The organism is Methylobacterium sp. OAE515 (assembly GCF_041806315.1).
GTDB classification, from domain to species: Bacteria; Pseudomonadota; Alphaproteobacteria; order Rhizobiales; family Beijerinckiaceae; genus Methylobacterium; species Methylobacterium tardum.
In genome coordinates this window covers 2297547-2318145 of the sequence record NZ_JBGMUV010000001.1, presented here as the reverse complement: position 1 = coordinate 2318145, position 20599 = coordinate 2297547, and the positions used below count along the sequence as shown (strand labels likewise).

The following is a 20599-nucleotide window of genomic DNA, read 5'->3' as shown; positions in this document are numbered from 1 at the left end:
CATGTCTCCTGCAGTGCGAAATGGGCGTGACCGCCCCGCCGTTGATCCTCGCCGTTAGATCCGATTCGGCGCCATCGTTCCGGGGCGCCGAAGGCGAGCCCGGAACCCAGAACCGCAGGCAGAGCCCGGAACGATAGCGCGCGTGCGGCGTAGCCATTACTCAGAGGCTGACGAGGATCTTCCCGAAGACCCGGCGCGATTCCAGCCGCTCGAGGCCCTGCGCGAAGTCGGCCAGCGGGTAGACGGTATCCACAACCGGCCGGATGCCGGCCGCCATCTTGTCGAGCGACTCGCGGATGTTGGCGAGCGAGCATCCGAACGAGCCGGTGATCCGGTACTGCTGCTGGAACAGCTGCATCAGGTTCATGGTAGCCGAGACGCCGGAGGTCGATCCGCAGGTGACGAGCCGGCCGCCGCGCTTCAGGCACAGCAGGGAGCCGTTCCAGGTGTCGGCCCCGACATGCTCGAAGACCACGTCGACACCCTTCCGCTTGGTCAGGCGCCGGACCTCGCCTTCGAAGCGCTCGGTGCGATAGTTGATCACGTGGTCGGCGCCGAGTTCGGCGGCCTTGCGGCCCTTCTCGTCGTCTCCGACCGTCGTGTAGACCGTGCAGCCGATCGCTTTGGCCATGCGGATCGCCGCGGTGCCGATCCCCGACCCGCCGGCATGGACCAGCACGCTCTCGCCGGGCTCCAGCCGGGCATTGTCGAACAGCATGTGCTGCACCGTCCCGAAGGCGATGCCGGCGCAGGCCGCGTCGGTGTCGCTGACGCCGTCCGGCACCTTCACCACCAGCCGCGCCGGCATCGTCACACACTCGCGGGAAAACCCGTCGAGGTGAAAGCCCATGACCCCCGAGACATCCTCGCAGAGGTTGTCGCGGCCTTCGCGACAGGCGCGACACCGCCCGCAGGTCATGGCGCCGTAGGGGACGACCCGGTCGCCGGGTGCGAGATCGGCCACGCCCTCCCCCACCGACTCGATGATCCCGGCGGCCTCGGCCCCGACGATCAACGGCATCTTCCGCTTGGCGAAGGCCATGCCGCGGAACCCCCAGACGTCGATGAAGTTGAGGCCGACCGCACGAATACGGACCTGCACCTCGCCGGCGCTGGGCGCGGGCGGCGCTTCGATTTCGCTCAGGCGCAGATCGCGGTCACCGAACAGCTGGAGGGCTTGCATAAGCGTTGTTTTCCGTTGGCGGCGCGGCGACGGGGTTCGTGCATGGCAGGGAAAATCGGGGCTCGGAACCCGCCGCTAGTCCGGCGCCAGGTAGCGTCGCCGCGCCCAGCCGAGAACCCGGCCGGCCTTGACCCGGCACCACGTGGTACGGCTCGGGGTCTCGTTGGTGCAGCCGAAGACCAGGGCGCGCGACCGGATCTCGCCGATCTGCTCGGCCGACGGGTCGGGCTCAGCGCGAATGCTCAAAGCCTCGCCGGGCGCCAGGCCCGAGATGCGGTACGTCTCAGGCTCGGCCCGGGCTGGGTACGCCGCGAGCGGCGCGATGCAGAGAGCGACAGAGAGGGCGAGGCGGGCGCGCATCGGCAGGGTCGTCCGGTTCGGCGGCGTCACCGGTCAGGTCCGATGCACGCCCATCATGGCGGTCATGCCGCCATCCACGGGCAGCACGGCTCCGGTGATGTAGGAAGCCCCATCGCCCAGCAGGAAGGCGGCAAGCGCGGCGACATCCTCAGGACGCGCGAAGCGGCCTGCGGGGATCTGGCGCTCCATACCGTCCCGATACGCGGCGTAGCGCTCCATCATGGCGGTGTCGACGAAGCCCGGCGCGATCACGTTGACGGTGACGCCGCGCTTGGCCGTCTCGATGGCGAGGGTCCGGCAATAGGCGATGAGCGCGCCCTTGGTCGCCGCGTAGGCGGCGTTGCCGGCATTGGCCCGCAGCGCTGCGACCGAGCCGATCGCCACGATCCGGCCGTACCGCGCCCGGGTCATCTCGCGCACCAGGGCCTTCGCGAGGCGGGTCAGCGAGAAGAAGTTGACCTGCATGGCGGCCTCGGCCCGCTCCTGATCGAGCATGGCCGCGAGCGCGTCGCAGGATTGGCCGGCATTGTGAACCAGCCCGTAATAGCCCGCCGCCTCCACGGTCTCGCAGAAGCCGTCAAGCGCCACCTTGTCGGCGAGGTCCAGGGCATGGGCCGCGAAGGCACGCTCCGGATGCGCGGTGCGCAGATCGGCAAGCAGGGTCTCCGCCGCGTCGGCCGAGGCGCGGTAGGTGAAGTCGACCGCGTGACCCGCACCAGCGAGCGCGCGCACGATCGCCGCGCCGATCCCGGAGGCGCCGCCGGTGACGAGGACCCGGCGCGGGGTGGTCACGCCGCTCACGCCGGTTCCGCGCCGAAGACCAAGCAGGTGTTCTGGCCGCCGAACCCGAAGGAGTTCGACAGCACCGTGCGGACCGGCAGATCGCGGGCGGTCTCGACCACGTCGAGGACGATCGTGGGATCCGGCACCCGATGGTTGATGGTCGGCGGGATCCGGCCGTTCCGCAGCGTCAGCAGCGACACGGCCGCCTCGATCGCACCGGCGGCGGTGAGGGTATGGCCGATCATCGACTTGTTTGACGTCACCGGCAGGGTGGCGGCCCGGGCGCCGAAGACGGCCCCGAGACCGAGACCCTCCATCTTGTCGTTCTCCGGCGTCGAGGTGCCGTGGGCGTTGACCGTGTCGATCGCGTCGGCCTCGATCCCGGCATCCTCCAGGCTCGCCCGGATTGCCGCGATGATCGGCGCCCCGTCCGGGCTGGAGCGGGTGCGATGGAATCCGTCGCCCTTCTCGCCGCAGCCGAGGACGTAGCCGAGGATCGCCGCGCCCCGGGCGGCGGCGGCCTCCGCGTCCTCGAGGACCAGAGCCGCCGCGCCCTCGCCCATGACGAAGCCGTCGCGGTCCTTCGAGAACGGCTTCGAGGCCGCTGCCGGATCGTCGTTGCGGGTCGAGAGTGCCGAGAGCAGCGAGAAGCGGATCAGCGATTCCGGATTCACCGACCCGTCGGTTCCGATGCAGAGCGCCGCCGCGGTCTCGCCGCGCCGGATCGCCTCGACGCCGAGCTGGATGGCGGTGGCGCCCGACGAGCAGGCGGTCGACAGCGAGATCGGCGAGCCCTTGGTGCCGAAGCGGTCGGCGATCCGGTCGGCGACGGTGCCGAAGATGAAGAGGTCATGCCAGGGATCGAACCGGCGCGTTGCGGCGGCCCGGAGCAGGCCGGCATAATCGACCGGCCCGTTGCCGCCGGCGGCCTCGGCCAGAGCCTGCCGCTGCGGCCACTCCATCTCGACCGGCGGCACCGCGATGAACAGCGCCCCCGGGAAATCGCCCTTGGTCCCGATCCCGGACTGCGCCACCGCCTCCTCGGCGGCGACGGCGGCGAAGCGCTCGGACAACAGCGGCGCCACCAGCGGCTCGGTATTCAGGAAATCCACCGTGCCGGCGATGCGCGTGCGCAGGCCGTCCGTGGGGAACCGGCCGATGGCGTGGATCCCGGACCGGCCCTCGGTCATGGCGGCCCAGGTGTCCGTCTGGCCCTGGCCGAGGGAGGAGACGACGCCGATGCCGGTGACCGCGACGAGCGGCCGGCCCTTGGCGTCGCGGTACGATCGCGCGCTCATGCCGTGGTCCTTAAGGGATTTTTACGCTTTCGCACACCGGGCGACGCAACGTGGTCCGAAGCGCCGCCACCGGCTGCGGCGATCCGGACCACGCTCCGGCCGGTCAGGCGGCTGTCGCCGCCTTTGGGGCGTTGGCGAGCCGCAGCACCGTCTGCAGCAGCACGTCGGCTCCGGCCGCGCAGTCGCTCTGGGTCGCGGATTCCGCCTCGTTGTGGCTGATCCCGTCCTTGCAGGGCACGAAGATCATCCCAGCCGGCACCTTGCCGGCGAGATTGCAGGCATCGTGGCCGGCGCCCGAGATGATCCGGCGGCGGGCATGCCCCAGCCCTTCGGCAGCCTCATCGATGGCCGCCACGATGGCGGCATCGAACGGCACCGGCTCCTTTCGCCAGATCCGGTTCAGCGCGATCTCGAGCTTGCGCCGCGCTAAGATCTCGGCCGCCGCCTCTTGGAGTGCTGCCTCCATGGCGTCGAGGGTTTCGGAGCGCGGGTCGCGGACGTCCACCGTGAAGGCGACCCGGCCCGGCACGACGTTGCGGGACGGAGCCAGGATCGCCGCCTCGCCGATCGTCGCCACCGCCGAGGGCGCGTGCGCCAGGGCGATCCGCTCGGCGGCCAGCGCGAACTCCGACAGCGCCAGCAGCGCGTCCCGGCGGCGCGGCATCGGCGTGGTGCCGGCGTGGCTCTCGAAACCCGTGATCACGCCGTCGAACCACATGATGCCCTGGCCGCCCTCGACCACGCCGATGGTCTTGCCCTCGGCCTCGAGGATCGGTCCCTGCTCGATGTGCAGTTCGACAAAGGCGCCGATTTCCTGCGCGCCCACGGCCTCGGCGCCGCGATAGCCGATGGCGTCCAGGGCTTCCGCGACCGTCGTGCCGGCCGCGTCGCGCTTGGCCAGGATCGCGTCGGTGGTGAATTCGCCGGCATAGGCGGCCGAGGCCATCATGGCAGGGGCGAAGCGCGAGCCCTCCTCATTGGTCCAGTTCACCACCATCAGCGGCGCCTCGGTCTCGATGTTGGCGTCGTTCAGACTGCGCATCACTTCGAGACCGGCCAGGACACCGAGAACGCCATCGAACTTCCCGCCGGTGGGCTGGGTGTCGAGATGCGATCCGAAGGCGATCGGCTTCCGGCTTATGTCGCGGCCGGGCCGGAGGGCGTATTGGGTGCCGAGCGCGTCGACCGAGACCGTCAGGCCGGCCGCCTCGCAGGCGTCCCGGAACCAGTCGCGCACGCGCCCATCCTCGGGCGAGAGGGTCAGCCGGTTGATGCCGCCGGCCGGCGTACCGCCGAACGCAGCGGTTTCCAGAATCGTGGACCAGAGCCGCGTGCCGTCGGCGCGCAGATTGTGGGTCTTGCTCGGGATCGTCTCGGCCATGCCGGTTCCTTTCACGGCGCAACGCCGTGGGACAAGTGCTTTGTGAGGAAACGCCGCCGTCTCTGCGACGCACGCCCGTCCAGCAACGCCGATGCCAACCGCACCGGTCAGGCTGGCGGATGGCGGACCGGATTGGCTCGCAGAAGCCCGACGCCGTCAACCCGCAGCGCCGCCGCGATCTCGCCGAGGGCGCTCGCCTCGATGTTGCTGATCCCGTCCTGGTCGGCGACATCCGCGGCGATCAGGAACACGTTCTCGCGCTGGATCGCGGGTCGCTCGGAAATCGCCCCGACATGGCGCAGGTTCTCGGCACGGCCGAGGCGCGTGCGCGCCCGGGCGATCCCCTCGTAGAGCTCGGTCTCCAGCATCAGCGCGTCGTAGCCTTTCATCAGCACCGGATCGGCGCGAAGGCCCTGGAGGGCGGCGTCGAATTCCCGACCAGCGACCTCGCCGTCGGCCACGATGACGTTGGCGGCCGCCGAGACGGCGGCGAGCATCAGCGCCTTGTCGCCCGCGTAAGCGGTCACGGTGCGGCCGACTTGGCCGATGATGTCGCGCAGGAGGCTCATGGCGGACGATCGCGAGTGGCTGCGGAAAACGCGTGAGGGATAGCAGAGCACGGCTGCGAGGGAAGCCGCTGCGGTGCAGGCCGTCGCCGCAACACTGGTATGGGCAGATGACAGACGGTCGGCTTCGCCGAATATAGGCCAAACGCTCATCGGTTCGGCGGATAGACACGCTTCGGCAACATGCGTGTGCGACTCATCGTGACAACCGCGCCGCCAAAGCGCGGTCGGCGGATCGCAGGCTCCGACATCCCCCCTCAGCCGGATCCTGTCCCGTCGTCACGCCGCCGGAACGTTGTTCGGGTGCCCCCCAGGCCCGGGCGTCGTGCCGGCGGCGGTCTCGTTGGCAAGATGGTCCACCACGGCCGAGAGCGCTGCGCGCTCCGTGGCTCCGGACCGGCGCGCTGCCGCAAACACCGCCATCTGGCGATCCGCGCTCGTCCCTTCGGCCGCGATCGTGCGGGCGTGTCTGCAGGCCTCGGCGCAGTGCAGGGCGTCTGCGTCCTCTCCGATCAAGCCGAGCACATCGTCGACGCACGTGACCAAGGGTATCGCTTCAGCGCGAGCCTCATCGATGAGCGTAGCCTGGATGCCGTCGCGCTCGGCCCGCCACAGGTTCTCCATGACGAAGCCCCGCGAGGCCGCGGTCAGGCCGGCATTGCAGGTCCGGTCCCGCACGACGTGCCGTACGAGACACCGGAACAGCGACGCGATGCAGAGCGCATCGTCGAGGCGCGTGCAGCTGTCGGCCACCCGCAATTCGAGGGTCGGATATTTGAGCGAGGCGCGCAGGTGCCACCAGAGATAGCTGGAATCCGCTATGGCGCCGGCCCTGGTCATGACGTCGACGTAGCGGACGTAGTCGGCCGCGTCGGCGAACAGCTCCGGCACGCCGGTCCGCGGCAACTCGGCGTAGGCGCGCATACGGTAGCCGGCCAGCCCGGTCTGCTGACCCTGCCAGAACGGCGATGAGGTCGAGAGCGCCAGCAGCACCGGCAGGAACGGCAGCAGCCGGTTGATCAGCCCGATCCGTGCCTCCGGGTCCGGAACCTCCACGTGGACATGAAGGCCGCAGACGAGGTTGCGCCGGCCGAGCATGCGCAGGTCGGCCATGATGCCGTGATAGCGCGCCTTGTCGGTGGGACGCTGGTCGCGCCAGCGCGCCGTAGGGTGAGTGCCCGCCGCGAAAGGCAGCACTCCCCGGTCGGCGCCGATCTCCGCGAGGCTGCGCCGCAGGCCAGCGAGGTGCTCCCTGGCCTCGGCGATATCGTCGCTCGGCGGCGAGGCCACTTCGACCTGACACTGAAGCTGCTCGCGTTCGGCATGGTCGAGGCGGGCCCGCACGGCGGCGTGAAAGGCCCGGAGCCCGGCGCGCGGTGTCCCGCGTGTGTGGGCATCGGCGAGGAAGAACTCCTCCTCGATACCGAACCTGTAGGCGTGGGCCATCGGCGCTCCCTGCCCGCGCCCGGGCGGACCTTCCGGCGAACGCCACCGCACCGGCCGAGTTCCGGACCGTGCGGCGGCGCGCGCGACGCGTCAGCGCCAGAACGGCTTCACGTCGATGAGCTCGGCCCGGGCTTCCGCGGCCGCCTCAAGCAGCTTCTGTACCCCCGGGTCGTCCGGACCCGGCATCGGCGGCCCGGACAGGCTCTCGGTCATCGCGCGGGCGGTCTCCTGATCGTTCAGCACGCCGAGATGGTCCTGCAGGTCCGACAGGGCCGCCCCGAACTTGTCCTGCCGCCGCCGTGACTTCTTCTTGTGGAAGAGACCGGCGAAGAACTCCGCGCCGTAGCGCAGCTTCTTCGCGGCGATTCGGGCACGGTGGCGGGTATGGGGGTCGAGCTTCTTGAGGCCGCGACCGCGCTTCTTGAGCCTCAGCCGAGCCCGATCGAGCACGCGGCCCGCGAAATCGCGACCGTCCTCGTTGGCCGCGGGCTGTGCCGCCCAGGAGCCGGTCTCGATCCAGCCGGCAAACTCGATGATGAGTCCGCGCCATTGCGGACTCTCCAGAGTTGCGAGAACCGCGTCGTAGGCGCGCTCCCGCTCCGCCTCGGCCCGCTCGCGCAGGCCGTCGAGACCCTGATCATCCGGACGCTCCTCGACCAAGCTCGGCAGCGTGTGCCCGAGGAACACATCGAGGTTGCGGGCGTGGCCGAACGGCTCGGTCACCCGCTTGATCTCGTCGTTGAAGCCCTCCGCGCGCGGATCGCCCTCCAGCATGGGAGCGAACAGCGACAGGGCTGAGCGCAGCCGGCGCAGCGCCACACGGATCTGATGAAGCGCCTCCGGGGGCCGGCCGCCCTCCAGGAACGCCGTCTCGTTGAGTCGCATGTGGCGCAGGCAAGCCCGCGCGACGCGACGGAAGACGTCGCCGGCGCTCGCGCCCTCGGGAAGGTCCAGCGTCTCTGCCTTGACGATCGACGGGCCCTTGCCGTCGAGCAGCGCGAAGCCGACGGCACTCTTGGCCTTCACCGACAGGCGCAGGGGCACGGTCTCGGCGAGCCCCTGAGCGACCAGGAAGAGGTCGGCCGGGTCGCCCTCCTGAAGCTCCAGCTCGATCTCGCAGAGCGGCGCATCGCCGGTCGGGGCCTCGACACGGCCTTCGTCCAGGGTGACCAGGATCTTCGACGCGCCTTGCACGACCGGGATCTCACGGCGCCTCACCACGGTGGAGAACAGACGCTCCACGGGCGCATCGGCGTCGCGTAAGACCTGCTCTGCCGCAGTCTCGGCCCAGGCCGCCGGGTCCGGCGTCTCGCCGGCGATCTCGGATTCCCACTCGGCCCGGTTAAACAGGCCGACATTGCCGCCGCCCGCCTTCACGGTCTGGATATAGCGGCCGCCCTTCGCGCGCACGCGCAAGGTCAGGCCCGCCGCCCGGAGGTCACGGCCCGGCGTGTCGTAGTAGGTCGTGACCAGGAGCTCGGGGTCTACGGCCGCAGCGCCCTGGAGCCGCGGATGGGCGGCGAGCGCGGTCAGGTCCGGACCGGCGCAGTCGAGCTTCAGCTCGATCTCACGGGGCTCTGCCGGGGCGGCGCTATCGGTGTCGCTCATGCTCTCCTCTTTGTGACCTGCCTTGCCTAATGGCGCGAGGCGCTCATCCGGTTGCATCGAAGAGTCGCGCTGCTGCGGCTCGGGCTGGCCATCCAACAAAGCATCCTGAGGGACATAGACGCTTCCACGACGTCAAGCAGGACGCAAGAGCACCGCCGTATGCGCATGAGGCATGTTGCGCTGCGTTAAAAACGCGCTTTCCCAAATTCGAATCGCGTGGCAAAACAAATTGTCCACAATCCAATCTACCTCGCACGCTCCGGTCCCGACCGTCCGGCGGCTCGCGGTTCAACGTTGAGCCGGTGAGGCAGACTTCCCCTGCTGCGTGAGTGGTGCGCCCGGCGTGGACGGCGGCACCGCGGAGATGGTCCGGTCGGTGGCTGCGTTGAAGACCCTCCTCGTCGGCGTGATCGGGCATGTCGATCACGGCAAGACCGCTTTGGTGCGTGCGCTCACCGGGATCGAGACGGACAGGCTCAAGGAAGAACAGGCCCGCGGCGTGTCGATCGTCCCGGGCTTCGCCCTGCTGTCCTCGGACCAGGGTGAGATCGACCTCATCGACCTGCCCGGTCACGAACGATTCGTTCGCGCCATGGTGTCGGGCGCCACCGGCATGCGGGCCGTCCTTCTCGCCGTCGATGCGCAGGAAGGCATCAAGCCGCAGACCGTCGAGCATCTGGAGATCGCCCGCCTGATTGGCGTCCGCCGCGGTGTGCTGGCGCTGACCAAGACGGATCTCGCGTCGCCCGAGGCGATCGCGGCGCGGTCGGCCGAGATCGCCGCCGCGGCGTCCCGCGCCGGGATCGAGGCCGGTCCCGTCATCACCACCTCGACGATCACCGACGCGGGCCTCTCTGAGCTTGCCGCGGCTCTGTCCGCGCTGCTGGTCGAGGCAGAGCCCGGCATCGACGGCGGCTTCCCCTATCTGCCGGTCGACCGGGTCTTCTCGCGGCCGGGTTTCGGCACGGTGGTCACCGGCACGCTGCGTCGCGGTCCGCTCGCGGTCGGAGACAATGTGGAGATCGTGCCCGGTGGCCGGACCGCAACGGTGCGCGGCCTTCAGATCCACGGCCGCCCGGTCGATCGCGCCGAGCCCGGGCGTCGGACCGCCGTCGCCCTGCGCGGCGTCGGCCTCGACGAGATCGCCCGGGGTCAGGCCCTGTCGCTGCCGGGCCTGCTCGCCCCGAGCCAGTGGATCGACGTGGCGATCACGGCCGCGACCAGCGCGGAGGCGGCGCTGGCCGGCGGCACCGGTTGCCGCCTGCTGGTCGGCACCACGGAGGTCGAGGCTCGGCTTCGACTGCTCGACCGCGACGCCCTCGAGCCCGGCGCGAGCAGCCAGGCGCAGCTGCACCTCGCAGACCCGGTTTCGGTGCCGGCTCGGGAGCCTTTCGTCCTGCGGCTCGACTCGCCGGCGGCGACGGTGGCGGGCGGTCGTGTGATCGATCCGACCAGCCGGCGGCGCCGGCGGAACGATCCGCGCGTGATGGCCGATCTCGCCGCGCTGGCGACGGGGCGGCCGGCCGAGGTGATTGCGGTCCGTCTCGGGCAGGCCGGCGCGGCCGGCGCGTCGCTGATCGAGCTGGCACGCCTCGCGGGTGTGGCCCCGGACCGGGCCGGGGCGTTGCTGCTCGAATCCGACGCGCGGGAGGTCGGCGAGCGGATCATCGGGGCCGGAGCCTTCGAGGCCCTCCGGACCGGCGCGCTGGCAGCCCTCTCCCAGCACCATCGTGACAACCCGATGGAGCACGGCATCGCAATCGAGCGTCTGTCCCGCTCGCTGTCTCTCACCGAGGCGCTCACCGGCACGGTCCTGCGGGCTCTCGCCGCTTCAGGTGCGGTCACTCAGGCCGGCACTCTGTGGCGGCGTGCGGATTTCGATCCGGCTCGGAACGAGAACGAGGTCGCGCGCCGGCTGGAGCAGCTCTTCCGCCGCGCCGGCCTCAACCCGCCAGACGAAAGCGACGCCGTGGGTCGCGACGTGCGCCGACGCGAGGCCCTGACCTATCTGGTCGGCGCCGGCACGGTGATCCGCGCCGTCGATCGCGTGCAACGCCGCGCGGTGCTGTTCCACCGGGAGGCGGTTGCCGGTGCCCGGACACGTTTGACCGAGGCCTTCCCGAACGCCACCACGGCCGAGTCGGGCTTCCTGGCTCGAGAGGCCGGAGCGACCCTGGGGATCTCGCGCAAGTTCTCGATCCCGCTCCTCGAGCACCTCGACGCGGTGGGCTTCACCCGGCGGGCCGGAGATCGCCGGGTGATCGTCGGCCTGGAGCCGGGCTTTCCCAGCCGGGGTTCGGCCTAGAAATCCTCGCCGGGCCAGTCGCCGGGGCCCGGCTCGTAGCAGGTGTAGCCGATCAGGCAGTTCGGGTTGTCGCGGGTCGGCCGAAACGCGCGTTTGGCGATCTCGGTGGGCTCGCAGAACGAGCGGTCCCGAACAAAGCGATCGTAGGTCATGCCGCCGGTCCCGAGCACCAGGGCACCCCGCGTTTGGATCAAACGCACAGTCTGCTGGCAGGTCATGCTCGTGCTCGAGGGCCGGGTCTGCGCTACGGCCGGGGTTGCGGCCAGGATCAGCGCCGCGGCAATCCGGATCTTCATCGCCTCTGCCTGTCGTTCGCGGAGAGATGTGCGAACAACCCGGCCGGTCCGGGCGCTTTCCCTGTGTCGGTTCGCCACGTCGGCTCCCAGGCGCGAGCCTATTCCTCGAAGGACTCGATATGGACGGTTCCGGGGCCCTGGCGGCGCGCCGACGTCTCGATCCGGGCCAGCTGGGCTTGGGCCCGGCCGAAGGGGAAACCGTAGCGGGCGCGAACGCGCTCGCTGGCGATACCGAGGGCCAGGCGGCTCAGGGCCACGAACTCCTCGACGGGGTAGTCCTGCCCGACCGCAAGGTGATCCTTGATGACCAGCGACGGCGAGTAGCACGTATCCCGGGACCCGTCCGGCCAGCGGATGTGGAAGTGCATCTCAGGCATCGCGCGGGAACCGCTGAATATTCCAGGCTGCCGAGCCCGTGGCCACCGGCATCAGAGGTGCGGGCCCCGGCGCGAACGATTCGTAGGTCGGCAAGTGGCGGGCCGCGCATGTTGCCCAGGTGTGGGCCCGGGCGACCGCGCGGCCGGCGTTGCGAAGCTGTGCGCGGCGCGCCGGCACCAGGCTGGTCCGCATCGCCGCTGCGACCGCAGCGGCATCGTCCGGGTCGGCCGCGAGGGCCTCGACCGACGCGGTGCCAACCACGCCGGGCTCCCGCGCCGAGATGATCGCCGGCGTCCCGCACGCCATCGCTTCCAGGACGCAGAGACCGTAGCCGCCGGTCAGCGACGGCGCGATCAGCGTATCGGCGAGCCGGTAAAGGCCCGGCATGTCCGCCTGCGCCGTCGGACCGGTGCGGATGACCGGCTGGCCCGGACCGACTGCCAAGCCCGCGCGCTCCAGCGACGCGCAGCACCGGGCCTCGTAGCCCGCATGGTCGGGGCGCGCCGCGTCGCCAGCCACGACGAGTTGCGCATCCGGCACAAGCTGCCGGACGGTCGCGAAGGCCTCGATAATCGTGAGCGTGTTCTTGCGTGGCTCGAACCCGCCGACGCTGAGGAAGACGGGCCCTGCGCCGAGCCCGAGCCGCCGGCGCAGATCACCGTCGCCGGGCTCGGGTTCGGGCCGATACACGGCGCTGTCGACACCATGGCCGACCATCTCGGCCCGTGCCCCGTACGCGGCCAGCAACGCTGCGGCGCCGGTCCGGCTGACGCAGAGCAGCCGGGCGGCATCGACGATCGCGCGCTCCTGCCACTGCGCCATCTGGGGGTCGGAGACCGCGTTCACGCGATGCACCGTGCGCACGAAACCGGCGATGAGGCGCCGGCGGGTCAGGGTCGCCAGTGCATTGCCGCTGATGCCGCATTGCGCGTGAAAAACGTCGAAGTCACACGCCGCCGGCGTCGAGAAATGGGCGAGGTAATCGGCGATCCGGGTCTGTACCTGGACCGCGGCCGATCCGGTCACCGGCTTGGCCGACACCGAAACCACAGGGCAGCCTGCATCCCGGAAGAAGCCGCGCCCGCTGGGATCCGGGACGTGGACCACAGCTTCGTGCCCCTGCGCACAGAGGGCTTCGCCGAGGGCGAGCGCGTGGACCGTGCTGCTGCAGGGTTGGCTCGAGCGCGTGAGGATCGCGATGCGCAAGCTGTCGACCCTGGGACGGTCAGTCGTGGCTCGCAGCCGGTCCGGGCGTCGCGCCCGCATTCCCGAACCGCGTTCTCCGCCGCCCTGCCGGAGATCCGCAGCCGGCTCGACGCATGGTTCGTGCCGCGCGCAGATCTCGGCGCCGGCCTTCATCATTGATCCGTTGACCGGCACGGCCAGCCGACGACAGGCGCCGGCACCAAGATCAGCCTTGTCCGCATGGCGGGACCTGATCTTTCGTCACGGTCGCCGTTCGGATCCGCGAAGGGGGTCGGAGCAGCGCCTCGGCAGCCCAGCTTCGCTAATTTTGTGTTACGAATTCATCATGCTTTCAAGCGGCGGGCGGAACCCCACTTTGCAAGCCCATGTGTCAGATTGTATCCGTTACTCACGAGAGCCGGAGCCGTCGGTCCCGTGTCCCAGACTATGAACAGCTTTGGTCCCGCCCGGCCAGTCCGCAAGATGCTGCGACGGCTTGGTGTCCTCTGTAGCCTCCTCGTCTTGCCGACAGCTGTCCTGGCTTACGCGGACCTGCTTCCGGAATCGCTGGATCTTCTCGGGCTCGACCTGCGTGAGAGCCCGGACCTGCCGCACGTTGCCCGTCAGATCGCGATCGGCGCTCCGTTGAAGATCGTGGCGTTCGGCTCGTCCTCGACGGAAGGGGTGGGCGCTTCCAGCCCCGCGAACGCCTATCCGGCCCGTCTCCAGATCAATCTGCGCAAGAAGCTGCGCGGGATCGACGTCGCCGTGATCAACCGCGGCATCGGCGGCGAGCACGTGGACGACATGCTGGCACGCCTCGATCGGGATGTGATCGCGGCCGAGCCGCAGCTGGTCATCTGGCAGACGGGGAGCAATGATCCCCTGCGCGGCGTCTCGATCGACCATTTCCGCGAAGCCACGGTGGCGGCGATTCGGCGGATCCGCGAAGCGGGCATCGATGTCGTGCTCATGGAGCCGCAATGGTGCCCGAAGCTCGAGGCGACACCCGGTTCGTCGCGGTTCCTGGAGGCGGTGCGCAGCATCGGCGATGAGCTCGACGTGCCGGTCATCCGCCGCGCCGACCTGATGCACGGCTGGGTTCGCGAGGGAAAGCTGACTCCGAAGCAGCTTTTCGCCTCCGACGGCCTGCATATGGCTGATCGCGGCTACGCCCTTCTCGCCGAGGCTGCGGCGCAATCGATCCTGCAGGACGCCGGCAGCACGCAGACGGCCGAGGCCGTTGCGGAGTAAGTCTCGCCATCGCGAAGGGTGCGGGTGCCGCGAAGCGGGCACTGTGGGTCAGCGGCTGGACGGCGCCGACAAGGCTCCCCATCTCGGCGCGATCGAGAGCGGAGCCGAAACTTGAGCCAAGACGCATTCAGGTATGACGACCGGGGCAATCCGCCCCAGATGCACGCGACCACCATCCTGATGGTCCGGAAGGGCGGCCGTGTCGTGCTCGGCGGCGACGGTCAGGTGAGCCTCGGCCAGACGATCGTGAAGGGCAATGCCCGAAAGGTCCGGCGTCTTGCGAAGGGTGCGGTGATCGGCGGGTTCGCGGGTGCCACGGCCGACGCCTTCACGTTGTTCGAGCGCCTCGAAGCCAAGCTCGAACAATATCCCGGCCAGCTGACCCGCGCCTGCGTGGAGCTCACGAAGGACTGGCGAACCGACCGGTACCTGCGCCGCCTCGAAGCGATGATGCTGGTCGCCGATCGCGACGTCAGCCTCCTCCTGTCGGGGTCAGGGGACGTGCTTGAGCCGGAGAGCGGCGTGATGGCGATCGGCTCGGGCGGCAATTATGCCCTCGCGGCCGCACGCGCCCTGGAAGATGGCGAACTCGACGCCGAGGCGATCGTGCGCCGCGCAATGGCCATCGCAGCCGAGATCTGCGTCTACACGAACGGCAATCTCGTGATCGAGGCGCTCGACGCGGCTTGAGGCCATCCGGCAGGCCCGCCTGATCGAAACGCCCTGACGGGTGAGATGGAGATCCGAAGAGCGATCCTGAGTGGGCCAGTCCGCGGCGTCGACCGCAGACTGGCCCCGCATCGCGTTCCCGACCCCGAGGGAGTCCAGCGCGGGCATCTTCGCCGAGATCGAGAATACGCGTCCAGGCAATTGCTTTCTCCACGCCTGAACGAAGTCTGATATTCAGCCGTGATTTGACCGGACAGAGTTCGGGCACGGCACCTGCTCGCTCACGAAGTACCTAGCCGCTCGCCGCGCCGACGTCCTCAATACCCGGTATGAATATTTGCGGCTCGACTGCGAAGCGTCCGGCGCTCACGCAGTCAGATGCTTGTCTATGTCTTCGAGCGCGCACCCGGCCCGCATGAAGTAAGACAAACTTTACATCATGCAAGTTAATACGTTCGTGCGAGATCAGCAAATCGCCGATGTCGCCGCGTAATGGGAACTGCAGGATGCGCTTCATCAACGACACCGGAATCGTGACCAAGCTGTCGGTCGCATTCGGAACGCTCGCTGCAGTCACTATCGGCATCAGTGCGATCGGATACAGTCGCCTATCGGCTATCGAGCTCACCAATGGCATGACGGAACACAGCTATAAGGTTCTGACAGAGCTCGAAAGCGTGACCACGTCGATGGTCAATCAGGAGACGGGTCTGCGCGGATACCTGCTGTCGGCCGATCCGAAGTTCCTTGAACCCTTTCGGGCCGGCCAGAAGGCCTACAGGGCCTCCTTCGAGGCGGTGCGGGCCTTGACTGCCGACAACGGCGAACAGCAACGGCGCCTCGACGCTGTCGGTCAGTCCGCCCAGACGTGGTCCGACGTCGCCGCCAAGGAGATTGCGCTCGTCGAAGCGGGCAATCTCGCGAAGGCCCAGCAGAGCGAAGCCGGTGGCGCCGGAAAGGCATCGATGGACGCGTTGCGCGCCAAGGTCGGCGATGCGGCGCAGGCCGAGCGGGATCTTCTCGCCATCCGGAGCACCGCGCAGGAGCAATCCTTCAGGACGGCCTATCTCACGAGCATCTTGGGCAGCGCAGCCAGCGTCGTAATCGCAGGTCTGCTGGGGATGCTGGTCTTCGCAATGCTCACACGGCCGCTGAGCCGGCTCGTGGCCGTGCTTCAGCGGATGGCGCGGGGAGAGATCGAGGCGCCGATTGCCGAGGCGCAGCGCGGCGACGAGATCGGTGCGGTCGGGAAGGCCGTGGAGGGCATCAAGGCAATGGTGGCCAAGAAGGCGGCCGAGGACGCCGAGACGAAGCGCATCGCCGATGCGGCGGCCGCGGCCGAGCGGCGGAAAACCATGATCGAGCTGGCCGATGGCTTCGACCGCGCCGTCGGCGGCATCGTCGGCATGGTCTCGTCCTCGGCCACGCAGTTGCAGGCTACGGCCAGGACCATGTCGGCGACCGCGACCGAGACGTCGAGCCAATCGACCACCGTGGCGGCCGCGGCCGAGGAAGCCGCCTCGAACGTCAACACCGTCGCGGCGGCGGCCGAGGAGCTGGGATCGTCGGTCCAAGAGATCGGCCGGCAGGTCAACGGCTCGGCCCAGCTGGCCCAGCTGGCGGTGAGCGAGGCCGACCAGACCGGCGCACTCGTCCAGGAGTTGAGCGGGTCGGTGTCCCGGATCGGCGACGTGGTCGGCCTGATCTCCAACATCGCCGGACAGACCAATCTTCTGGCGCTCAACGCGACCATCGAGGCCGCCCGGGCCGGCGCGGCGGGCAAGGGCTTCGCCGTGGTGGCCGCGGAGGTGAAGGCCTTGGCCGAGCAGACTGCGAAGGCCACGCATGAGATCTCCGGCCAGATCGCTCAGATCGAGGCTTCGACCGGGCAGGCCGTGGCAGCCATCGGCGGCATAACCGGGCGCATCCGCGAAATCAGCAGCGTCGCCACGTCGATCGCGGCGGCTGTCGAGGAGCAGGGCGCGGCCACGCAGGAGATCGTTCGGAACGTCGCTCAGGCGGCACTCGGCGCCGGCGAGGTGACGACCAACATCTCCGGCGTCGCGGGCGCCGCCGAAGAGACCGGCGCCGCAGCTGATCAGGTCCTGAACGCGGCTTCGGAATTGTCGCGCCAGTCCGGAAACCTCACGTCCGAGGTCGGACGCTTTCTGGCAACCGTGCGGGCGGCGTGACGGAGAGAACCGGACTCGTCGAACTGACAGGCGCACCTCTCAGCCAGTGGAGGTCGGGAGGTGCAGGTCGGAGAGCGCCGAGGTTGGTCTTCAAGCGGACGATCGGCCGGATGTTCTATCGCGCGTGGTCCGGAGATTGCCGGACGCCTCTCGGATCTGGCCGGGATTTGTCGGATACCGATATCGCCCCGGGTCTTGAGTTAACGACCCCTTGAACAATTGACGCCATTTTGCCTCCAACCACGCCTCAGGGTTGGAATACAATGCAAATCGGCGGAAAGATCCTGGGGTTCGTCGGCGCCTGCAGCCTGACGACGTTGGTCGTGGCCGGTGTCAGCGTAGCGACGCTTCAGAGCTTCGAACGCTCGTTGACCAGAGTCGAGAGCGCCTCGATCCGGTCGCTGAATGCTGCGAACTTCAACCGCCTCGCCGCCGAAGTCACGATGGATTCGCGCGGCGTCTACGCGTCCGCCGACCGGACCGAGGCCGCGAAATACGCCGCCGGCGTCCGCAAGGGCTTGGCCGACATGGACGCGCTGCGGGCCGAGTGGGCGCCGCAGGTGACGGAGGCGGAGCGTCCGCTCTTCGACGCAATGGCGCGCAATGCCGACGCGTTCCGCGCGCTGCGCACGGCCCTCGCCGAAGCGGGCGAGACGGTGAGCCCGCGCGCCGCCGCCGATCTCGGCTTCAACGACGCGAACCGCGCCAACCGCAAGACCTTCCAGGCGAGCATCGACACCCTGGTGAATCAGGGGCGTGCCGAGATGGCGGCGATCAAGGGCGAGACGCAGGCGCTGTTCCAGGCGCGGACGCTGCTCCTTCTGGGTCTCGCCCTGGCCGGAGCCCTGATCTGCGGCGCGCTCGGCCTGCTGGTCGGGCAGCGCCAGATCGCGCGGCCGCTGCGGGCGGTCTCGGACGCGATCCAGCGCCTGTCGCGCGGCGATCACGCCCTGCCGGCCATCAAGCCGGGCCGCGACGAGATCGGGGCGATCTGGACGAGCATGCAGGTGTTCAGCGCGGCGATGCGGGACGCGGAGGCCCTGCGCCAGGATCACGAGCGCATGGATGCCGAGGCGACGATGCGCAAGCGAGCCGAGATGTCGAGTCTCGCGGACCGGTTCCAGGGCAGCATCGGCGGTCTCGTCGATCATCTCGCAGGCGCCGCGAACGGGATGGAGCGTGCCGCCGCCGCGATGGCCGGCAATGCCGAACATACCGGCACGCAGTCGCAGGCCGTGACCCGTGCGGCCGAGACGACGGCCCACAATGTCGAGGCGGTCGCGGCCGCGACCGAGGAGCTGGCCGCCACCGCCAGCGAGATCGGGGTCCAGGTGACCCAGACCTCCACGGCTGCCGAGAGCGCCGTCGAGGCGGCGCGCCGGACGCGCTCCAGCGTCCAGGCGCTCGCCCGGAGTGCCGACGGCATCGGGCAGGTCGTCTCTCTCATCTCCACGATCGCAGGCCAGACCAATCTCCTGGCGCTGAACGCCACGATCGAGGCGGCCCGGGCCGGCGAGGCCGGCCGCGGCTTCGCGGTGGTCGCCACCGAGGTGAAGGATCTCGCGACCCAGACCGCCAAGGCCACCGAGGAGATTGCCGGCCAGATCGCCGCCATGCGCGCCGCGACCCACGAGGCGGTCGCCGCCATCGAGGAAATCGGCGGCACGATCGAGCAGGTCCACGGCATCGCGCTCGGCGTCGCCGCGGCGGTGGAGGAGCAGCAGCTCGCCACGCAGGAGATCGCCCGCAGCGTCTCCGAGGCCGCGAGCGGCACCCGGTCGGTCACCGAGACGATGGCGCATGTCCTCGAGGCCGCCCGCCAGACCGGCGCCAGCGCGGCCGAGGTTCTGGACGCCGCCGCCGACATCGCGCGCCGCTCCAACGGCCTCGGCGGCGAAGTCGCCGGGTTCGTAGCACAGGTGCGCGCCGCCTGAGCCACGGCGGCGCTTCGCGGCGATGTTGCATTGCAGCGCCGGGCCCCGTAGGGTCCGGCCATTCGCAAGGACCCGGTGAAAGCCCGGGTGGCTCTTCCGGCCGCCGATCCGCCGGACCACGCATTCGAGACGCTGATCGCTCCGCCCAAGCCGGCGGACCCGCGTCCCGTGCGGAATGTTCATGTCACGCAATATATTCGGAACTGCCGGCCTCCTTCACGGGTGGAGGTCGAACGTGCGTGCCGACGCCCTCTCGGGGATCGTGGTCGCCCTCGCGCTGATCCCCGAAGCCATCGGGTTCTCGGTCATCGCCGGAGTCGACCCGAAGGTCGGCCTCTACGCCTCGGTGGTGATCGCCTGCACGATCGCATTTGCGGGCGGCCGCCCGGCGATGATCTCGGCGGCCACAGCCGCCACCGCGGTGGTGATGGTCGATCTCGTGCGCGAGCACGGCGTCCAGTACCTGTTCGCCGCCACCATCCTGATGGGGCTGATCCAGATTCTCGCCGGCCTGCTGAAGCTCGGCCGGTTGATGCGCTTCGTGTCGCAATCGGTCATGACCGGCTTCGTCAACGCGCTGGCGATCCTGATCTTCCTGGCGCAGCTTCCCGAGCTGACCGGCGTAACGCCGGCCACCTACGGGTTGATCGCCCTCGGCCTCGTGATCATCTACGGCTTCCCGCGGATCACGCGGGCGATCCCGTCGCCGCTCGTGGCGATCGCGGTGCTGACCGCGCTCACGGCGGCGTTCCACCTCGACGTCCGGACGGTCTCGCATCTGGGCGCCCTGCCCTCGGCGCTGCCGAGCTTCGCCCTGCCCGACGTTCCGCTCACCCTCGAGACCCTGCGGATCCTGCTGCCCTACGCGGTGACCCTGGCGGCGGTGGGATTGCTGGAGAGCCTGCTCACCGCGCAGATCGTCGACGACATGACTGATACCGGCAGCAACAAAAATCGCGAATGCATGGGCCAGGGTCTGGCCAACATGACCTCGGCGGTGTTCGGCGGCATGGGCGGCTGCGCGATGATCGGCCAGTCGGTCATCAACGTCTCGTCGGGCGCGCGCGGCCGGCTGTCGACGCTGGTGGCCGGCGCCTTCCTGCTGGTGCTTCTCGTCGCGCTGCAGGGTCTGCTCGCCGTCGTCCCGGTCGCGGCCCTCACGGCCGTGATGATCATGGTCTCGCTGAACACCTTCTCGTGGCGCTCGCTGGCGCAGCTGCGCACCAACCCGCTGCCGTCCTCGGCGGTGATGCTGGCCACCGTCCTGGTGGTCGTGGCGACCCGGGACCTCGCCATCGGCGTCCTCGTGGGCGTGCTCCTGTCCGGCGTGTTTTTCGCCGGGAAGGTGTCGCGGCTGAGCCGGGTGACCGCCGCGCTGTCCGCCGACGGCAGGACCAGGACTTATCACGTCACCGGCCAGGTCTTCTTCGCGTCGGCCGGCACCTTCACGGACGCGATCGACGTGCTGGAGCCGGTCGAGCATCTCGTGATCGACGTGCACGCCGCGCACTTCTGGGACATCTCGGCGGTCGCCGCCCTCGACCGCGTGGTCCTCAAGGCCCGCGCCCGGGGACGCAGCGTCGAGGTGATCGGGCTCAACGCCGCGAGCGCCACCCTGGTCGAGCGTTTCGGCACGCACGACAAGGCCGGCGCAGCGCCGGCGCTGGCGAGCCACTGAGGCGGCTATTCGCGCGCGCGCCGCCCCTTGCGCGCGGCGGCGCGCGACCCCATTCCCGGCGCAGGGCCTGCGTGTCGGGCCGG

The 20599-nt window shown here is 69.6% G+C and carries 18 protein-coding genes and 1 other annotated feature; of the genes, 6 read left to right on the top strand and 12 right to left on the bottom strand.

The annotated features are described in order from the left end of the window. Positions 1–160: 160 nt before the first annotated feature. The 8 genes from ABIE45_RS11330 to ABIE45_RS11295 form a co-directional block, all read right to left on the bottom strand. A complete protein-coding gene (locus ABIE45_RS11330; RefSeq protein WP_192706805.1) occupies positions 161–1183 on the bottom strand; it encodes a zinc-binding dehydrogenase in 1023 nt (340 codons plus the stop codon). A gap of 75 nt (positions 1184–1258) precedes the next feature. Then, positions 1259–1573 (bottom strand): SH3 domain-containing protein, encoded by a 315-nt coding sequence (locus tag ABIE45_RS11325; protein ID WP_373622304.1) that lies wholly within the window; start codon positions 1571–1573, stop codon positions 1259–1261. 3 nt (positions 1574–1576) lie between these two features. After that, on the bottom strand, positions 1577–2344 hold the full coding sequence (locus ABIE45_RS11320; protein WP_192706804.1) for an SDR family NAD(P)-dependent oxidoreductase: 768 nt from the start codon (positions 2342–2344) through the stop codon (positions 1577–1579). Further along, positions 2341–3624, bottom strand: coding sequence for a beta-ketoacyl-ACP synthase (locus ABIE45_RS11315; protein WP_192706803.1), 1284 nt, complete (start codon positions 3622–3624; stop codon positions 2341–2343). The genes ABIE45_RS11320 and ABIE45_RS11315 overlap by 4 nt, the downstream gene beginning before the upstream one ends. A 103-nt stretch (positions 3625–3727) precedes the next feature. Further along, complete coding sequence (locus ABIE45_RS11310; protein WP_192706802.1) at positions 3728–5005, bottom strand: Zn-dependent hydrolase; 1278 nt, start codon at positions 5003–5005, stop codon at positions 3728–3730. A gap of 107 nt (positions 5006–5112) precedes the next feature. Continuing rightward, positions 5113–5574, bottom strand: a complete 462-nt coding sequence (locus tag ABIE45_RS11305; protein ID WP_192706801.1) for a tellurite resistance TerB family protein — start codon at positions 5572–5574, stop codon at positions 5113–5115. Positions 5575–5850: 276 nt separating this feature from the next. After that, a complete protein-coding gene (locus ABIE45_RS11300; protein ID WP_192706800.1) occupies positions 5851–7017 on the bottom strand; it encodes a carboxylate-amine ligase in 1167 nt (388 codons plus the stop codon). A 90-nt stretch (positions 7018–7107) separates the two neighbouring features. Next, the gene (locus ABIE45_RS11295; RefSeq protein ID WP_192706799.1) at positions 7108–8625 is read right to left on the bottom strand and encodes a CYTH and CHAD domain-containing protein; all 1518 of its coding nucleotides are present in this window, start codon (positions 8623–8625) and stop codon (positions 7108–7110) included. 364 nt (positions 8626–8989) lie between these two features. Between ABIE45_RS11295 and selB the strand changes: the two genes are divergently transcribed. Next, positions 8990–10930 (top strand): selenocysteine-specific translation elongation factor, encoded by a 1941-nt coding sequence (selB, locus tag ABIE45_RS11290; RefSeq protein ID WP_210331614.1) that lies wholly within the window; start codon positions 8990–8992, stop codon positions 10928–10930. On the opposite strand, the gene ABIE45_RS11285 is transcribed toward selB, so the two are convergent. The 3 genes from ABIE45_RS11285 to ABIE45_RS11275 form a co-directional block, all read right to left on the bottom strand. After that, on the bottom strand, positions 10927–11226 hold the full coding sequence (locus ABIE45_RS11285) for a hypothetical protein (RefSeq protein ID WP_192706797.1): 300 nt from the start codon (positions 11224–11226) through the stop codon (positions 10927–10929). The two genes, selB and ABIE45_RS11285, sit on opposite strands and share 4 nt — an antisense overlap. 98 nt (positions 11227–11324) lie before the next feature. Continuing rightward, the gene (locus ABIE45_RS11280; protein WP_192706796.1) at positions 11325–11603 is read right to left on the bottom strand and encodes an MSMEG_0570 family nitrogen starvation response protein; all 279 of its coding nucleotides are present in this window, start codon (positions 11601–11603) and stop codon (positions 11325–11327) included. Then, a complete protein-coding gene (locus tag ABIE45_RS11275) occupies positions 11596–12870 on the bottom strand; it encodes an MSMEG_0565 family glycosyltransferase (protein ID WP_192706795.1) in 1275 nt (424 codons plus the stop codon). Before ABIE45_RS11275 ends, ABIE45_RS11280 begins: the two co-directional genes overlap by 8 nt. A gap of 354 nt (positions 12871–13224) precedes the next feature. On the opposite strand from ABIE45_RS11275, the gene ABIE45_RS11270 reads away from it, so the two are divergent. Next, positions 13225–14043: an SGNH/GDSL hydrolase family protein gene (locus ABIE45_RS11270; RefSeq protein ID WP_373622865.1), complete on the top strand. Its 819-nt coding sequence runs from the start codon at positions 13225–13227 to the stop codon at positions 14041–14043. A 159-nt stretch (positions 14044–14202) separates the two neighbouring features. Beyond that, positions 14203–14733 (top strand): ATP-dependent protease subunit HslV, encoded by a 531-nt coding sequence (gene hslV / locus ABIE45_RS11265; protein ID WP_192707359.1) that lies wholly within the window; start codon positions 14203–14205, stop codon positions 14731–14733. Positions 14734–15004: 271 nt separating this feature from the next. Here hslV and ABIE45_RS11260 read toward each other — a convergent pair whose 3' ends face one another. Further along, positions 15005–15298 carry a hypothetical protein gene (locus ABIE45_RS11260; protein WP_192707398.1) on the bottom strand — a complete coding sequence of 98 codons (294 nt, stop codon included), beginning with the start codon at positions 15296–15298 and terminating at the stop codon, positions 15005–15007. Between ABIE45_RS11260 and ABIE45_RS11255 the strand changes: the two genes are divergently transcribed. The 3 genes from ABIE45_RS11255 to ABIE45_RS11245 all read left to right on the top strand — a co-directional run bounded on the left by ABIE45_RS11255 (position 15219) and on the right by ABIE45_RS11245 (position 20516). Continuing rightward, positions 15219–16904, top strand: coding sequence for a CHASE3 domain-containing protein (locus ABIE45_RS11255; RefSeq protein WP_192706794.1), 1686 nt, complete (start codon positions 15219–15221; stop codon positions 16902–16904). The two genes, ABIE45_RS11260 and ABIE45_RS11255, sit on opposite strands and share 80 nt — an antisense overlap. A gap of 263 nt (positions 16905–17167) precedes the next feature. Continuing rightward, positions 17168–18838 (top strand): methyl-accepting chemotaxis protein, encoded by a 1671-nt coding sequence (locus ABIE45_RS11250; protein WP_192706793.1) that lies wholly within the window; start codon positions 17168–17170, stop codon positions 18836–18838. 65 nt (positions 18839–18903) lie between these two features. Beyond that, positions 18904–18959, top strand: a sequence feature (sul1 is cis-regulatory element that is thought to sense ions involved in sulfur or methionine metabolism; They are found in Alphaproteobacteria). Positions 18960–19019: 60 nt separating this feature from the next. After that, complete coding sequence (locus ABIE45_RS11245; protein WP_192706792.1) at positions 19020–20516, top strand: SulP family inorganic anion transporter; 1497 nt, start codon at positions 19020–19022, stop codon at positions 20514–20516. The last annotated feature ends 83 nt before the right edge of the window (positions 20517–20599 follow it).

What these genes read in the sequence shown, in the direction of transcription:
- ABIE45_RS11330 (WP_192706805.1), bottom strand. Translation starts at nt 1,183, where the DNA reads ATGCAAGCCCTCCAGCTGTTCGGTGACCGCGATCTGCGCCTGAGCGAA.
- ABIE45_RS11315 (WP_192706803.1), bottom strand. Translation starts at nt 3,624, where the DNA reads ATGAGCGCGCGATCGTACCGCGACGCCAAGGGCCGGCCGCTCGTCGCG.
- ABIE45_RS11310 (WP_192706802.1), bottom strand. Translation starts at nt 5,005, where the DNA reads ATGGCCGAGACGATCCCGAGCAAGACCCACAATCTGCGCGCCGACGGC.
- ABIE45_RS11305 (WP_192706801.1), bottom strand. Translation starts at nt 5,574, where the DNA reads ATGAGCCTCCTGCGCGACATCATCGGCCAAGTCGGCCGCACCGTGACC.
- ABIE45_RS11300 (WP_192706800.1), bottom strand. Translation starts at nt 7,017, where the DNA reads ATGGCCCACGCCTACAGGTTCGGTATCGAGGAGGAGTTCTTCCTCGCC.
- ABIE45_RS11295 (WP_192706799.1), bottom strand. Translation starts at nt 8,625, where the DNA reads ATGAGCGACACCGATAGCGCCGCCCCGGCAGAGCCCCGTGAGATCGAG.
- selB (WP_210331614.1), top strand. Translation starts at nt 8,990, where the DNA reads ATGGTCCGGTCGGTGGCTGCGTTGAAGACCCTCCTCGTCGGCGTGATC.
- ABIE45_RS11285 (WP_192706797.1), bottom strand. Translation starts at nt 11,226, where the DNA reads ATGAAGATCCGGATTGCCGCGGCGCTGATCCTGGCCGCAACCCCGGCC.
- ABIE45_RS11280 (WP_192706796.1), bottom strand. Translation starts at nt 11,603, where the DNA reads ATGCCTGAGATGCACTTCCACATCCGCTGGCCGGACGGGTCCCGGGAT.
- ABIE45_RS11275 (WP_192706795.1), bottom strand. Translation starts at nt 12,870, where the DNA reads ATGCGGGCGCGACGCCCGGACCGGCTGCGAGCCACGACTGACCGTCCC.
- hslV (WP_192707359.1), top strand. Translation starts at nt 14,203, where the DNA reads ATGCACGCGACCACCATCCTGATGGTCCGGAAGGGCGGCCGTGTCGTG.
- ABIE45_RS11255 (WP_192706794.1), top strand. Translation starts at nt 15,219, where the DNA reads ATGCGCTTCATCAACGACACCGGAATCGTGACCAAGCTGTCGGTCGCA.
- ABIE45_RS11260 (WP_192707398.1), bottom strand. Translation starts at nt 15,298, where the DNA reads ATGCCGATAGTGACTGCAGCGAGCGTTCCGAATGCGACCGACAGCTTG.
- ABIE45_RS11250 (WP_192706793.1), top strand. Translation starts at nt 17,168, where the DNA reads ATGCAAATCGGCGGAAAGATCCTGGGGTTCGTCGGCGCCTGCAGCCTG.
- ABIE45_RS11245 (WP_192706792.1), top strand. Translation starts at nt 19,020, where the DNA reads ATGTCACGCAATATATTCGGAACTGCCGGCCTCCTTCACGGGTGGAGG.